The sequence below is a fragment of the Ochrobactrum sp. S1502_03 genome (genome assembly GCF_044435015.1).
Classification (GTDB): Bacteria; Pseudomonadota; Alphaproteobacteria; order Rhizobiales; family Rhizobiaceae; genus Brucella; species Brucella chromiisoli.
In genome coordinates this window covers 179,554-193,318 of record NZ_JAYEXN010000001.1, presented here as the reverse complement: position 1 = coordinate 193,318, position 13,765 = coordinate 179,554, and the positions used below count along the sequence as shown (strand labels likewise).

Sequence of the window (13,765 nt, the reverse complement as noted above, 5' to 3'; positions counted from 1 at the left end):
AGTTTGTTGTTACGGCTTGCCAACAGCTTCCACTTTCTTCTGATCAATCCACCACAGCGTCTCAACCGGAAAGCCATAATCGGGCTTTGGCTCCTTGAAACCAAAACGATCCCAATAGGCGACCAGGTGATTCGCGACAGTCCAATTTGGAATCCACTCGAGCCGGATACGCAAGTACCGATCCAGCACCCGGATTGTTGCAACCAGCTCTTCGCGCGTGGAAACATTGCCAACATCATCAATCAGGGCGTCGATCATTGCGTCTGATGTGCCCGGAAGATTATAGCTGCCCGGTGTTTTTGCAGCTTCTGACCCGAACATGGACGCAAGCGATTCTTTGGTGGGCGTTGCACCAAATTGCATGGCGATGCCGACAAGATCGAAATCGAAATCCTGCATGCGCGCCTGATATTGGCTGGAATCCACCAGTCTGAGGCTCGCATCAATGCCAATGGCCCGCATTTTCTGCACGAAGGGATTATAGATGCGGGAGAAACTCTCCGAATTGCTGAGAAGCTCAAGCGAGAGCTTTTCGCCATTCTTGCTATGGAACTGGCCATTCTTGCGCACAAAACCCGCCTCTTCGAGCAGGGCGATGGCGCGTGAAAACTGCTTGCGGTCGCGCCCAGAGCCATCGGAAACCGGCATGAGAGCAGCATCCCCAAAGGCCGCTTCGGGAATTTTGCCACGATAGCGCTCAAGCACTTTCATCTCATCTTGCGTGGGCAATCCGACCGCCTGAAAATCTGAGCCGTTGAAACAGGATTGCGAGCGTTCATAGGTCGAATAGAAGAGGTTTGCATTGGTCCATTCAAAGTCAAAGCACAGATTGATTGCCTCGCGCACCCGCGGATCGCGAAAACGCTCCCGCCGCTGATTGAGCGCCCATGCCTGCATGAGTGGACTTTTTTCTTTTGGGAACGTGCGCTTGATGATCTTGTTTTGTTGAATGGCAGGGAAATCATAGGCTGTTGCCCAGGTCTTTGAAACGCTTTCCTGCCGGAAATCGATATTGCCTTTTTTGAAGGCTTCAAATTCCGGTTGACGGTCGCGATAAAACTCAATGCGGATACGATCAAAGTTGGCTGAACCACGCGCAACCGGCAAATCTTTCGCCCAATAATCCTCGACCCGCTCATATTCGATAAGCTGTCCGGCCGTGATTGGACCGACGCGATAAGCGCCTGATCCAAGGATGGCTTCCATGCTGGCCGCCTCGAAATCCCGATCTTTGAACCAGTCTTTCGACAATATCGGCAATGTCACTGCATTGAGAACAGCGCTGGGCCCACGACCGGAAGCAAAGTGCATGCGCACGTCGTGTGGGCCGATTTCTTTGATCGTTTCGAGTGCTGAGAGCACCTGCCGGATCAGTGGATGGCCTTTCTTTTTGAGCATCTCATAAGTGAAAACGACGTCCTTGGCTTCGATGGGCGAACCGTCGTGAAAGCGCGCTTCTTTGCGCAGCCGGAAGAGACATTTCTGACGATCTTTAGAAAGCGTAACGCTTTGCGCAATCAGACCGTAAACCGAATCCGGTTCATCAAGCGCCGGAGCCATCAGACTGTCAAAGGTCAGCTCCATGCGCGGCGGCGCATCGCCTTTGAACGTCACGGTGTTGAGGGTGTTAAATGTCTGCGTGTTCTGGTTCCAGACCCACGTATTGGGTGCCAGTGTGAAGGTGCCACCCTTTGGCGCATCGGGATTGACATAATCGAAATGCGTGAAATCGGGCGGGTATTTCAGATCGCCAAAGGCTGACAGACCATGCAGGGGGGTGCCTGTGGCAAGCTTTGCGAAAGCCGTTTGCGGCAGGCAGGCCGCAATTGCAGCACTGCCTGTCAGTCCGAGAAAATGACGGCGATTGAGATGTAAGCCCGGCATGGCCGATATGCCCCCTTAATTCGAGCTGTTTTTGAGCTTTGCCTCCTTGGCGGGGTCGACCCACCAGGAGAAAGGGTCAATCCCAAGATAGTCGGGTTGCGTTTCAGGCATGCCGAATTTGTTCCAGTAAGCGACATTGATATGGTCGGAATACCATTGCGGAATGACGTAATAATTCCACAAAAGCGCACGGTCGAGCGCATGGGTCGCAGCCACCAGTTCCGCACGATCCTTGGCATAGACAACGCGATCAATCAGCTTGTCGATTGCCGGGTTTTTGATACCGGCATAATTGCGGCTGCCTTTATAGTCGGCAGCTTTCGAGCCCCACATGTCACGCTGTTCGTTGCCAGGTGATCCGCTCTGCGGCATAACAGAAGTTATAACGTCATAATCAAAATCATTGACGCGGGCCTGATATTGCGCGCTGTCGACAATACGAACGGTGGCACTGATACCGATCTTGCGCAGGCTTGCGGCAAACGGATTGTAAATCCGCTCATCGGTCGGATCCTTGCCCAGAAACTCGATTGTGAACTGCGTGCCTTTTGCATCAACGAGCTTGTTGCCCTGCAATTTCCAGCCAGCCTCGCCAAAAAGCTCGAGCGCCTTGCGCAGATTGTCGCGTGTCGCCTGTGGTGTATCATAGACAGGCAGTTTGAATTCCTTGGTCAGTGCATCGGCTGGCAGCTGATCCTGAACGCTTTGGAGAATGGCTTGTTCTTCAGGGGTCGGGACACCACTCAGATGCAGCTCGTTGCCGGCAAAATAGCTATTGATGCGCTGATATTGATTGAAGAACAGCAGGCGGTTCATCGATTCAAAATCAAATGCATAGGTCAGTGCTTCGCGAACTTTCACGTCCTGAAACTTGTCGAGGCGCGTGTTGAGGAAATAGCCCTGCATGCGTCCGACCGCATGATAGGGAAAGGATTTCCTGATCACATCACCCCGTTTGACAGCGGGGAAATCATACTGTTCAGCCCAGCGCCGGGCGCTGTTTTCAAGCCGGTAGTCATATTGTCCGCCTTTCTTGAAGGCTTCCCATGTCGCATCTTCGTTGAGATAATATTCGTAGCGAACTTTATTGAAATTATAGCGCCCGACATTGACCGGCAGGTCTTTGCCCCAATATTCGTCGGCGCGCTCCCAGATAATCGAGCGCCCCGGAACCACGGATTTGATCTTATAGGCACTGGAGCCGAGCGGGATTTCCAGTGTCGGCCGGGTTACATCGCGCTGCTTGCCCTGCGCATCCTTGCCCGTCCACCAGTGTTTGGGGAGAATGGCAAGCTGGCCCATAATCTGCGGCAGTTCGCGATTGCCTGTCTGCGAGAAGGTGAACTTGACCTTGTGGTCGCCGGTCTTTTCCGCCTTTTCAACATCGCCATAATATTTGTTATACATGGGCGACTGCTTTTTGAGCACTTCAAATGACCAGATCACATCATCGACGGTGATCGGCTCGCCATCATGCCATTTGGCATTGGGGTTGAGCCGAAATTTGACCCATGAGAAGTCATCAGGATACTGCAACGCTTCCGCGATCAATGGATATTGGATCGATCCTTCATCGAGCGAATCACTCATCAATGTGTCGTAGAGCATGCCGCCGCCAAAATCTGACAGGCCCGCCGCCGCAACACCCTGAATGACATAGGGGTTGAGCGTGTCGAATGTGCCCACCGCCACCATGTTGAGTGCACCGCCTTTGGGTGCATCCGGGTTCACATAGTCATAATGTTTGAAATCGGCTGGATATTTGGGCTCTCCAAGCAGGCTGGAGGAATAGCGCCATTGCGGATCGGCATCATTGGCATAGGAGCTGGAAACCGTACCGCTCAACATCGTTCCTGTGAGCATCGTAATTGCAAACGCGCCCGCCCAAAAAGCTCTCATCCAGCATCTCCGTTCTTGTCTCGGATATAGTGGGAGCAAGTTTTATGGCTTTTTGCGGAGGAAGAAAGGCACAAGTTGAAAAAACATGTCGCCAGAGCAGAAGTCTGATCTGAGCAGAACGCACGCTCATAAAAAAACCGGGTCGAAACCCGGTTTTTATCATTGTTTCATCAAAGATTAATTGGCTGGAGCCGGTGCAGGCTCTGCCGGGGCTGCTGGTGCAGGCGCTGCCGGTGCTTCGCCACCTTCGGCAGGTGCTGCTTCCGCAGGCTTTTCACCTTCACTCGCAGGGGCCGCGTCGACGGTTGGAAGCGGGGCCGGATTGTCCGAAAGCGAACGCAGATAAGCAATGAGATCAGCGCGTTCATTGTCCTTTTTGTCGCCAGCAAAGCCCATGGCTGTGCCTTTGATATAGCCCTTTGGTGAGGTCAGGAACTTGTTGAGATGTTCATAATCCCACTTGTTACCCGCAGCTCCAAATTCCTTCATCGCAGCCGAATAGCCGAAACCTTCCACAGATGCAGCCGGGCGGTTCAGTACGTCCCAAAGATGTGGTCCGACCTTGTTGGCACCGCCTTTTTCACCCGTGTGACACGCAGCGCAGCGCTTGAAAACGTTCTGTCCGCGCGCAGCATCTGCGGATTGCAACAGAACTGCAATCGACACTTCTTCCTTGGCAGGTGCTGCTGCGCCACTGCCCGCCGAAGCCTCTGTTGCTTCGATTATAAAACCTGGCTTTTCAGGGGCTGGCGCATGAAACAGCGTATCGGACAAAATGCCCGTCGTCATGACAACGAAAACCGTTGCCAGAAAAGCCATTATAAACTTGTTAGTTCGGGTTGAATTCATCGCCGGTCAGCGCTCCCTCTACTCAACGCCCTCCAAAGCCGGCATGCAGAACCTATGTTGAAAGGCTGGCAAGTCTCTCCCCGGCATCGGGCGGAAACTAGGTCTTTTAAGGGGGGGATGCAACACCTATAAGTGGTTCTGCACCCGTGACTTTTTGACACTTTTGCTGCATTTATTGAGCAGATAAAGGTCGTCATAAGGCCGCTGCTTTCAATGAAACACCAAGAGTCGATCATGCTTGAGAAGATGAAAACCCTGACACTTATCCCGGCGCGGCTCGGTTCCACACGGCTGCCGAACAAGCCGCTCGCCGATATTTGTGGCAAGCCGATGATCGTGCATGTGGCCGAAAGGGCTGTGGCAGCCTCGCTGGGGCGCACGGTTGTGGCAACCGACAGTGATGAGATATTCGCCGCAGTGATCGCGCATGGTCATGAGGCGATCATGACGCGCAGCGATCATGAATCGGGTTCGGATCGAATCTATGAAGCGCTTCAGAAACTCGATCCGGCGAATGAGGTGGAAGCCATCATCAATGTGCAGGGCGATTTGCCAACCATCGATCCGGAAACCATTCGTCGCGCATTGCGTCCCTTGCAGGACGGTCCCGCAGACATTGCGACCCTTGGTGTTGAAATCAAGCTGGATGAAGAAAAGGTCAATCCGAATGTCGTCAAGATCGTCGGTTCGCCTTTGAACAATGGTGAGCGTCTGCGCGCGCTCTATTTTACGCGCGCCACAGCCCCCTATGGCGATGGGCCACTTTATCATCACATTGGCCTTTATGCCTATCGTCGAGCAGCGCTTGAACGCTTTGTGAAGATCGGCCCATCGACCCTTGAAAAGCGCGAGAAGCTTGAGCAGCTTCGCGCGCTTGAAGACGGAATGCGCATTGATGCCGAGATCGTCACAACAGTTCCACTTGGCGTTGATACGCAGGCTGATCTTGACCGGGCGCGCGAAATTATCGCAAAGGGTTTATGATTTAAAATAAAAGGATTTGGAGCGCCGATCTGATTCAATCAGATTGAAACGTGCTCTAAAGCAAGCTTCGATTGTTGCGGAGCATTTGAGAAAGCACAAACACGATGAAGACGAACCGGATTTCCTTTCAGGGTGAAGCAGGCGCCAATTCCGATACGGCGTGCCGCAACATGTTTCCCGATATGGAGCCTTTGCCGTGCCCGACTTTTGAAGATGCCTTCAATGCGGTTGAAAGCGGTGCTGCGGATCTTGCGATGATCCCGATTGAAAATACGCTTGCAGGCCGCGTTGCGGATATTCACTATCTGCTGCCGCTCGCCGATATGCATATCGTGGGTGAATATTTTCTGCCGATTCACTTTCAGCTCATGGTGCTCCCGGGTGTGAAGCGCGAAGAGATCAAAACGGTTCACAGCCATATTCATGCGCTTGGCCAGTGCCGCAAAGTCATCCGGCAAAATGGCTGGAAGCCGGTGATCGCAGGCGATACGGCAGGCGCTGCGCGCCTTGTGGCTGATTTGCAGGATCGCTCCATGGCGGCCCTTGCGCCGCGCCTGGCCTCTGAACTCTACGGTCTTGATATTCTCGAAGAGAATGTGGAAGATTCGGAAGACAATGTGACCCGCTTTGTGGTTCTGTCCAAGAACAAGCAGTGGGAGCCACGCCCTGAAAAGGACGAGCGCATTGTCACGACTTTTGTTTTCCGCGTGCGCAACGTGCCCGCAGCACTTTACAAAGCGTTGGGTGGTTTCGCCACCAATGGCATCAACATGACCAAGCTGGAAAGCTATCAGATCGGTGGCCGTTTCATCGCGACACAGTTTTATGCCGATGTTGAAGGTCATCCGGAAGATCGCAATCTCCAGCTGGCGCTCGAAGAGTTGCGCTTCTTCACAAAGGAAGTGCGTATTCTCGGTGTCTATAAGGGGGCCGATACGCGCGGGACACAGTTGCTCGCAGCTGAGTAGCAAGCATTTCCAGCGAAAGTGGGAACCGTTTTCGCGTAGGAAAATGCGCAGAAAAAATAGTTAGATCGGTTTGACTGATCTAACTGTTTGCCCAGGCTCTGATCAGATGGGTTGCGATGGCGCCGGATGCCGGGACACGCAGCCCATTTTCATGGGTGTCTGAAAGCATGGCACGGACTTCTGCCTTGTCGAACCAGCGACCGTCTTCGAGTTCCGAATGATCAATGGTGAAATCATCGGAAAGCACCTCGGCATGACAGCCGATCATCAGTGAATAAGGGAATGGCCACGGCTGGCTGGCATAATAGCCAACACGACCAATCGACAGGCCCATTTCCTCACAACTTTCACGCCGCACGGCAGCTTCAATTGTCTCGCCATGCTCGATGAAGCCAGCAAGGCAGGAATAGGAACCGGCGGTAAAATGCGCGCTGCGTGCGAGAATGCATTTTTCACCCCGAACAGGCAGCATGATTGCCACAGGATCGGTGCGCGGAAAATGTTCGGCTCCGCAATTCGGGCAAATGCGTTTTGCGCCACCGGCGCGCATTTGGCTTTTTGTGCCGCAACGCCCACAAAAACGATGATTGCTGTGCCATGCAGTCAGTGCCGCCGCCTGCGCCAATGCGCCAACAAGATCGGTGGAAACCAGCCCTTCCATATAGATGCTGCGATAATCCTGTGCGCGAAACGGGTGCGCCAGTGCATCGGGATCAAGTGGCGCCATCAGTGCCACAATCGGCACGCCATCCTGTAAACCCAGCAGCACAGGCTCATCGAGATCGGGCGAAAATGCCTGCGCTTGCGTAAGCGAGAACAGCGCGCGCGGCGCATTTTCGTCCGTGTAATCAAGCAGAAGCTTATGGTTGCCCAAAACCATCACGCGGGTTTCAGGCAATTCCAGTGCGTTAAACGCAGAATCGTCCTGACGTTTTTCTGAAAGTCGGTCTATGCGATTGCCGGCGAAGCCAACAAGACTGCTCGGCTCAATATCCGGCAGGTCTGAAAGACTGAAAACCATGATTGTCTCGAAAAGTTTAAGGGAGAATCAGAGAGCAGTGCGAATCGCTTCGATGAAGCGAAGAGCGTCTTTTTCCGCATAAGGTGCGCGGGTGCCGTGCCCCCACACAGGGCCGGGCCAACCGGCATCGCCTTCATTGCGCGCAATCACATGGATATGCAACTGACGCACCATATTTCCCAGAGCGCCCGTATTGATCTTGTGGCACTGTGTGGCGTTCTTCAACGCCTGTGAGACCATCGCGGCTTCAAATGTCAGCATGGTCTGATCAAGCGGTGTCATATCGTGAATTTCGCTCAGCCCGGCGCGTCGTGGAACCAGAATAAGCCATGGCCAGCGCTTGTCATTCATCAGTCGCAGCTCGCAAAGGCCGAGCGGAGCGACTGAAAAAGTGTCGGCATCAAGCCGTTTATCGAGTTCAAACTGTTTCATAGAATAATTCTTATCAGTTTTTTTGTCTCTGCGCTTGCTTTTTGCGCGCCGATTGACGATATGCAGCGTGGGAGGTTGGTGGTGGACGAGCCACTCGCCAACCGGGTCAGGTCCGGAAGGAAGCAGCCCCAACGAGCACGGCACGGGTCATCGTGCCAGCCTCCCACCTTTCTTTCACGACGATCATGACTGTTGATGGTTGATATGCCAATGTCGAAGTCACTTTCGTCTCCGGTCCAAACTGTTTAAGGTTTCAGCCTGGACAAAAGCGAACAGGGAACGGAAGGGTCGCAATGGACACAAAATCCGAAACTGGCGCTTATCGCGTTCTCGCCCGCAAATATCGCCCCCAGAATTTCAATGATCTGATCGGTCAGGAGCCGATGGTTCGCACGCTGAAAAATGCGTTCGAAACGGGCCGCATTGCGCAAGCCTGGATGCTGACGGGTGTACGCGGTGTGGGCAAGACCACAACAGCGCGCATTCTGGCGCGTGCGCTTAATTACAAGACTGATTCTGTCGATCAGCCGACAATTGATCTCTCCATTATGGGCGAGCATTGTCAGGCGATTATGGAAGGCCGCCATGTCGATGTGATCGAAATGGATGCGGCTTCGCATACGGGTATCGACGATATTCGCGAAATCATCGAGCAGGTGCGCTATCGCCCTGTTTCGGCACGCTATAAAGTCTATATCATCGACGAAGTGCACATGCTGTCCAATCAGGCCTTCAACGGCCTGTTGAAGACGCTTGAAGAGCCGCCGCCGCATGTAAAGTTCATCTTCGCCACCACCGAAATCCGCAAAGTACCGATCACGGTTCTGTCGCGCTGTCAGCGTTTTGACCTGCGCCGCATCGAATCGGGCACGCTGGCCGCACATCTGAGGCGCATTGCGCAGGCAGAAGCAATCGAAGTCGATGACACATCACTGGCGATGATTGCACGCGCTGGCGAAGGCTCGGCACGCGATTCGCTCTCGATCTTTGATCAGGCGATTGCGCATGGCGCCGGTCATGTTTCAGCGGAAGCCGTGCGCTCCATGCTGGGGCTTGCCGACCGCGCCCGTATCATTGATCTCTTCGAGATGATCATGCGTGGCGATGTTGCTGGCGCTCTCACTGAGTTTCGCGCGCAGTATGATGTCGGAGCCGACCCATCGGTGGTGCTGACTGATCTTGCCGATTTCAATCATCTGGTGACGCGCCTGCGCTTCACGCCGGATGTGGCGAATGATGCAACGCTTTCGGAAGATGAGCGGGTGCGTGGCCGTGATTTTGCGCAAAAGCTTTCAGTGCGCGTGCTGTCGCGCACATGGCAGATGTTGCTCAAGGGCATTGCTGAAGTGGATACGGCAACACGGCCTGTGCAGGCAGCAGAGATGCTGCTGATCCGTCTGGCCCACGCAGCTGATTTGCCAACGCTTGATGAAGCGCTGAAGGGACTTGAAAGCGGCACTGTTTCAGCGCCGCGTCCGCAATCACCAGGCGGCGTAAGGCCAAATAGCGGTTCGCAACCAGAAGCGCGTGGCAGTGTTGATGCGGTGGCCGGCTCAACCATGATGCCTTCATCGGGTGGTCCTGCGACGGCCATGCGATTGGTCGAGACACAGCCGCAGTCGGTTCAGTCAGCATTGGCAGCATCGGCTCCGCAGCAGTTTGTCGATAACACGCCGCAGCCTTCGGTGCCGATCAACAGCCTCAATGACATTGTTGCACTGGCGGATAAGTTCCGCGACATGCAGTTCAAGATTCTGGTCAAGAATTGCGTGCGCTTGTCCTCAATTGCCCCCGGACGGCTTGAAATCGGTCTGACGGATGATGCGCCGAAATCGCTGGTCAGCGATATTTCGCAGCGCCTTATGAACTGGACCGGCATTCGCTGGGTGGTCACGGTTGCGCGTGATGTTTCGGGGCAGACTGTTGCAGAAGCGGAAACCGAGCGTCGCGATAATCTCGTGACCGACGCACGCGCTGATCCTGATGTCGCCGCCATTCTGGCCGCTTTTCCGGGTGCAAAGATCACAGACGTCCGCATTGCCGTTGCAGAACAGGGTGATGATGACGATATAGACTTGGATAGCGTTGAAGACGTGCCCGGCGCGCCTTCTGACGACGACTGAATTTCAAAGACAACGGAGTGAACCCATGCGTGACATGATGGGCATGATGAAACAGGCAAAAGAACTGCAGGCCAAGATGAAGACCATGCAGGACGAAATTGCCAATCTTGAAGCAACCGCTTCTTCGGGTGGCGGTCTGGTCACGGTCACGCTTTCGGGCAAAGGCACCTTGTCGTCGCTCAAGATCGATCCTTCGATGATGAAGGAAGAGGACACGGAAATCCTCGAAGACCTGATCATTGCAGCCCATAATGATGCCAAGGCAAAACTCGAAGCCGAAATGGCTGAAAAAACCCAGTCCCTGACTGCGGGTCTGCCAATTCCTCCGGGCTTTAAGCTGCCGTTCTAAGGACGGGGGAGCGGCTTCGCTCCCTTATATTTATTTCCCTTTTTCTTACGCCCAAAGCAGCATGTCCAAACGTATCGCCGGTCCTGAAATTGAACGTCTGATCCAGCTTCTGGCCCGCGTGCCGGGACTGGGGCCGCGCTCTGCGCGCCGTGCAGCGCTGCATCTGATCAAGAAAAAAGAGGCGCTGCTGATCCCGCTTGGCGGCGCCATGCAGGATGCCGCCGAAAAGGTGCGTATCTGCTCGTGTTGCGGCAATGTCGATACATCCGATCCATGCACGATCTGCACCGATAATCGTCGTGATCCATCGATGCTGATTGTTGTGGAGGATGTGTCAGACTTGTGGGCGCTGGAACGCGCAGGCACCATGAATGTGCGCTATCACGTGCTGGGCGGTCGTCTGTCGCCGCTCGATGGCATCGGCCCGGATGATCTTAACATCAAGGGGCTGGTTGAACGTGTCGCATCCGGTGAAATCAAGGAAGTGATTCTGGCCGTTAACGCGACAGTCGAAGGCCAGACCACGGCCCATTACATCACCGATCAGCTGACGAATTTAGAAGTCCGCGTCACACGGCTCGCGCATGGTGTGCCGGTGGGCGGTGAACTTGATTACCTTGATGAAGGAACGCTTGCGGCTGCATTGCGGGCGCGAACTGCACTCTGATTGCGTTTGGGAGAGTTTCACAATGGCATGCAAATGGAAACGAAGCCTGAAGCTTGCTCTCGGCCTGTTTGCCAGCCTTGCCATATCGCCCGCATTCGCAGCGCCTTCCAAAGCGCAGGTTGAAAGCCAGTATCGTAATTGGATCGAAAAAGACCTCTGGCCGGAGGCAAAAGCCGCAGGCGTTTCGCGTGCTGTTTTCGAGCAGGCTTTTGCTGGCGTGACAATCAACTGGAAACTGCCTGATCTGGTTATTCCGGGGGAGAAGCCAACCACACCCAAAGAGCAGAGGCAGGCCGAATTCGGCGCTCCGGGCAAATATTTCAATGCCAAAACGATAGGCTCTGTCACGAGCGGCGGCAAGGCACGCTTTGGCCAGAATGCAGCCTTGCTCAAACGCATCGAACAGCAATATGGCGTGCCGGGGCGGATTGTTGTTGCAATCTGGGGACGTGAATCCGGCTTTGGCACGGTCAAAATTCCTTATAATGCGTTTGAAGTGCTGGGCACCAAGGCTTTTATGGCAACGCGCAAGGATATGTTCCGCAAGGAACTGATTGCAGCGCTTCAGATCACATCACGTGGTTATATCGCCAATGGCTCCATGAAAAGCTCATGGGCGGGTGCGCTCGGCCAGCCGCAATTCATGCCGACATCCTATCTCAAACATGCCGTTGATTTTGATGGCGACGGCAAGCGCGATATCTGGAATTCGGTTCCCGATACGCTTGGCTCCATTGCCAATTATCTCAAGATCCATGGCTGGCAGGCTGGACGCGACTGGGGGTATGAGGTCAATGTGCCGCAAAACATTTCCTGTTCGCTGGAAGGGCCTGATCAGGGCAAGACATTCGCCGAATGGGCAAAGCTTGGCATCACCCGCACCAATGGCAAGGCGTTTCCGGCCAATGAAATGCGCGGCGAGGGCTTTTTGCTGATGCCGGCTGGTCGTTATGGCCCGGCCTTTATTGTGACGCCGAATTTCTACGCCATCAAAGATTACAATATGAGCGATCTCTATGCGCTGTTCATCGGCCATGTCGGAGATCGGATTGCTTATGGCGCTGGTGATTTTGAAAACCCGTGGAGCACGATTGGCACCATGTACCGCTCCGACATTCAGGCCATGCAGAAGCGCATGCAGGCGCAGGGTTACGATATTGGCAAGGCTGATGGCCTGCCGGGCTTCAAGACCCGTCGTTCAATTGGTCTTTGGCAGTCCAGAAACGGGCAGGCTCCAACCTGCTTTACACAGCCTGAAATCGTGAAGTCCATTCGCTGAAGTGAATTGCCGGGAGTTTTGGCTCCCGGCAATGACTGTTTAAGCGGCCTTTGTCAGCATGCCATGCGGGTCGAGTACAAATTTCTTCGCCACGCCCTGATCGAAGCTTTCATAGCCTTGCGGCGCTTCTTCCAATGAAATCACCTGCGCATTGACGATCTCGGCAATGTTCAGACGACCATGCAGAATGGCCTGCATGAGTTGACGGTTATATTTGACCACAGGCGTCTGGCCCGTATGGAAAGACTGTGCCTTTGCCCAGCCAAGACCAAAGCGCAGCGACAGGCTGCCATGCTTGGCAGCACTGTCAACAGCGCCGGGATCTTCGGTCACGTAAAGGCCGGGAATGCCGATAGACCCTGCCGGACGGGTAATTTCCATCATCTGGTTGAGAACAATAGCCGGTTGCTCGCCACCACTGTGGCCGCGCGCTTCAAAGCCCACGGCATCAATGGCGCTGTCCACTTCATTGCTGCCAGTCACCTCGGCAATCATGTCACCGAGACGATCGCTTGCTGAAAGATCAATTGGCTCGAAGCCAACTTTTCGTGCGTGTTCCAGCCGTTCCTTGTTAAAGTCGCCAACCATGACGACCGCGGCACCAAGGATACGGGCAGAGGCGGCCGCAGCAAGCCCGACCGGACCGGCACCCGCCACATAGACGATTGAGCCAACGCCGACGCCTGCCTTCACCGCGCCGTGAAAGCCGGTGGGTAGAATATCGGAAAGCATGGTCAGGTCGCGAATTTTCTCGATGGCTTGTTCGCGATCCGGGAATTTCAGCAGATTGAAATCGGCATAAGGCACCATGACGTAGCGTGCCTGTCCCCCGATCCAGCCGCCCATATCGACATAGCCATAAGCGCCGCCAGCACGTGATGGATTGACGGTAAGGCAAACGCCGGTGTCTTGCGATTTGCAGCAGCGGCAGCGGCCGCAGGCAACGTTAAATGGCACGGACACGATGTCGCCCACGTCGAGCATTTCCACATCGCTGCCTTTTTCAATCACTTCGCCGGTGATTTCGTGGCCAAGAACAAGGCCGGGCATGGCGGTGGTGCGGCCGCGGACCATATGCTGGTCTGAGCCGCAAATATTGGTGGTAATCACTTTGAGAATAACGGCATGATCCAGCTTGCGCCCGTCCGGGGCGCTCAAGACCGGATCATCAATATCACGAACTTCGACTTTACCGGGGCGCATGTATACAACGCCTCTATTCCTGCTCATGTCGACCTCCTCCAGATTGACGTGCGGATCGTTCCCGATCCGCATATTGGGCCGGGATATGCGGGGATATACCCGTGGAG

General features: G+C 54.4%; 12 protein-coding genes and 1 other RNA gene. 7 read left to right on the top strand and 6 right to left on the bottom strand.

What is annotated here, in order from left to right:
• Nucleotides 1-9: 9 nt before the first annotated feature.
• The 3 genes from VBH83_RS00880 to VBH83_RS00870 form a co-directional block, all read right to left on the bottom strand.
• Nucleotides 10-1,884, bottom strand: coding sequence for an extracellular solute-binding protein (locus tag VBH83_RS00880; protein ID WP_265982595.1), 1,875 nt, complete (start codon nucleotides 1,882-1,884; stop codon nucleotides 10-12).
• 15 nt (nucleotides 1,885-1,899) lie between these two features.
• Nucleotides 1,900-3,783, bottom strand: coding sequence for an extracellular solute-binding protein (locus VBH83_RS00875; RefSeq protein ID WP_396995956.1), 1,884 nt, complete (start codon nucleotides 3,781-3,783; stop codon nucleotides 1,900-1,902).
• A 177-nt stretch (nucleotides 3,784-3,960) separates the two neighbouring features.
• Nucleotides 3,961-4,632, bottom strand: a complete 672-nt coding sequence (locus VBH83_RS00870; RefSeq protein WP_265982597.1) for a cytochrome c family protein — start codon at nucleotides 4,630-4,632, stop codon at nucleotides 3,961-3,963.
• 234 nt (nucleotides 4,633-4,866) lie between these two features.
• On the opposite strand from VBH83_RS00870, the gene VBH83_RS00865 reads away from it, so the two are divergent.
• Nucleotides 4,867-5,616, top strand: a complete 750-nt coding sequence (locus VBH83_RS00865; protein ID WP_265982598.1) for a 3-deoxy-manno-octulosonate cytidylyltransferase — start codon at nucleotides 4,867-4,869, stop codon at nucleotides 5,614-5,616.
• A gap of 104 nt (nucleotides 5,617-5,720) precedes the next feature.
• On the top strand, nucleotides 5,721-6,584 hold the full coding sequence (locus VBH83_RS00860) for a prephenate dehydratase (protein ID WP_265982600.1): 864 nt from the start codon (nucleotides 5,721-5,723) through the stop codon (nucleotides 6,582-6,584).
• Nucleotides 6,585-6,663: 79 nt separating this feature from the next.
• Here VBH83_RS00860 and nudC read toward each other — a convergent pair whose 3' ends face one another.
• Nucleotides 6,664-7,605, bottom strand: coding sequence for an NAD(+) diphosphatase (nudC, locus tag VBH83_RS00855; RefSeq protein ID WP_265982601.1), 942 nt, complete (start codon nucleotides 7,603-7,605; stop codon nucleotides 6,664-6,666).
• A 27-nt stretch (nucleotides 7,606-7,632) separates the two neighbouring features.
• Nucleotides 7,633-8,037 (bottom strand): HIT domain-containing protein, encoded by a 405-nt coding sequence (locus VBH83_RS00850; RefSeq protein WP_265982603.1) that lies wholly within the window; start codon nucleotides 8,035-8,037, stop codon nucleotides 7,633-7,635.
• 70 nt (nucleotides 8,038-8,107) lie between these two features.
• Here VBH83_RS00850 and ffs point away from each other — a divergent pair.
• From ffs to VBH83_RS00825, 5 genes are all read left to right on the top strand, one after another.
• An RNA gene (ffs, locus tag VBH83_RS00845) (signal recognition particle sRNA small type) lies at nucleotides 8,108-8,204 on the top strand.
• Nucleotides 8,205-8,330: 126 nt separating this feature from the next.
• Nucleotides 8,331-10,160, top strand: a complete 1,830-nt coding sequence (locus VBH83_RS00840) for a DNA polymerase III subunit gamma/tau (protein ID WP_396995953.1) — start codon at nucleotides 8,331-8,333, stop codon at nucleotides 10,158-10,160.
• 25 nt (nucleotides 10,161-10,185) lie between these two features.
• Nucleotides 10,186-10,509 (top strand): YbaB/EbfC family nucleoid-associated protein, encoded by a 324-nt coding sequence (locus tag VBH83_RS00835; protein WP_265982605.1) that lies wholly within the window; start codon nucleotides 10,186-10,188, stop codon nucleotides 10,507-10,509.
• A 61-nt stretch (nucleotides 10,510-10,570) separates the two neighbouring features.
• Nucleotides 10,571-11,176, top strand: coding sequence for a recombination mediator RecR (gene recR, locus VBH83_RS00830; RefSeq protein WP_265982606.1), 606 nt, complete (start codon nucleotides 10,571-10,573; stop codon nucleotides 11,174-11,176).
• 22 nt (nucleotides 11,177-11,198) lie between these two features.
• On the top strand, nucleotides 11,199-12,455 hold the full coding sequence (locus VBH83_RS00825) for a lytic murein transglycosylase (protein WP_265982607.1): 1,257 nt from the start codon (nucleotides 11,199-11,201) through the stop codon (nucleotides 12,453-12,455).
• Between the two features lie 39 nt (nucleotides 12,456-12,494).
• On the opposite strand, the gene fdhA is transcribed toward VBH83_RS00825, so the two are convergent.
• Nucleotides 12,495-13,685: a formaldehyde dehydrogenase, glutathione-independent gene (gene fdhA, locus VBH83_RS00820; RefSeq protein ID WP_265982609.1), complete on the bottom strand. Its 1,191-nt coding sequence runs from the start codon at nucleotides 13,683-13,685 to the stop codon at nucleotides 12,495-12,497.
• Nucleotides 13,686-13,765 lie beyond the last annotated feature (80 nt).

Bases quoted from the DNA above. Each gene is read 5' to 3' on its own strand.
- VBH83_RS00880 (WP_265982595.1), bottom strand. From the start codon at position 1,884: ATGCCGGGCTTACATCTCAATCGCCGTCATTTTCTCGGACTGACAGGC.
- VBH83_RS00875 (WP_396995956.1), bottom strand. From the start codon at position 3,783: ATGAGAGCTTTTTGGGCGGGCGCGTTTGCAATTACGATGCTCACAGGA.
- VBH83_RS00870 (WP_265982597.1), bottom strand. From the start codon at position 4,632: ATGAATTCAACCCGAACTAACAAGTTTATAATGGCTTTTCTGGCAACG.
- VBH83_RS00865 (WP_265982598.1), top strand. From the start codon at position 4,867: ATGCTTGAGAAGATGAAAACCCTGACACTTATCCCGGCGCGGCTCGGT.
- VBH83_RS00860 (WP_265982600.1), top strand. From the start codon at position 5,721: ATGAAGACGAACCGGATTTCCTTTCAGGGTGAAGCAGGCGCCAATTCC.
- nudC (WP_265982601.1), bottom strand. From the start codon at position 7,605: ATGGTTTTCAGTCTTTCAGACCTGCCGGATATTGAGCCGAGCAGTCTT.
- VBH83_RS00850 (WP_265982603.1), bottom strand. From the start codon at position 8,037: ATGAAACAGTTTGAACTCGATAAACGGCTTGATGCCGACACTTTTTCA.
- VBH83_RS00840 (WP_396995953.1), top strand. From the start codon at position 8,331: ATGGACACAAAATCCGAAACTGGCGCTTATCGCGTTCTCGCCCGCAAA.
- VBH83_RS00835 (WP_265982605.1), top strand. From the start codon at position 10,186: ATGCGTGACATGATGGGCATGATGAAACAGGCAAAAGAACTGCAGGCC.
- recR (WP_265982606.1), top strand. From the start codon at position 10,571: ATGTCCAAACGTATCGCCGGTCCTGAAATTGAACGTCTGATCCAGCTT.
- VBH83_RS00825 (WP_265982607.1), top strand. From the start codon at position 11,199: ATGGCATGCAAATGGAAACGAAGCCTGAAGCTTGCTCTCGGCCTGTTT.
- fdhA (WP_265982609.1), bottom strand. From the start codon at position 13,685: ATGAGCAGGAATAGAGGCGTTGTATACATGCGCCCCGGTAAAGTCGAA.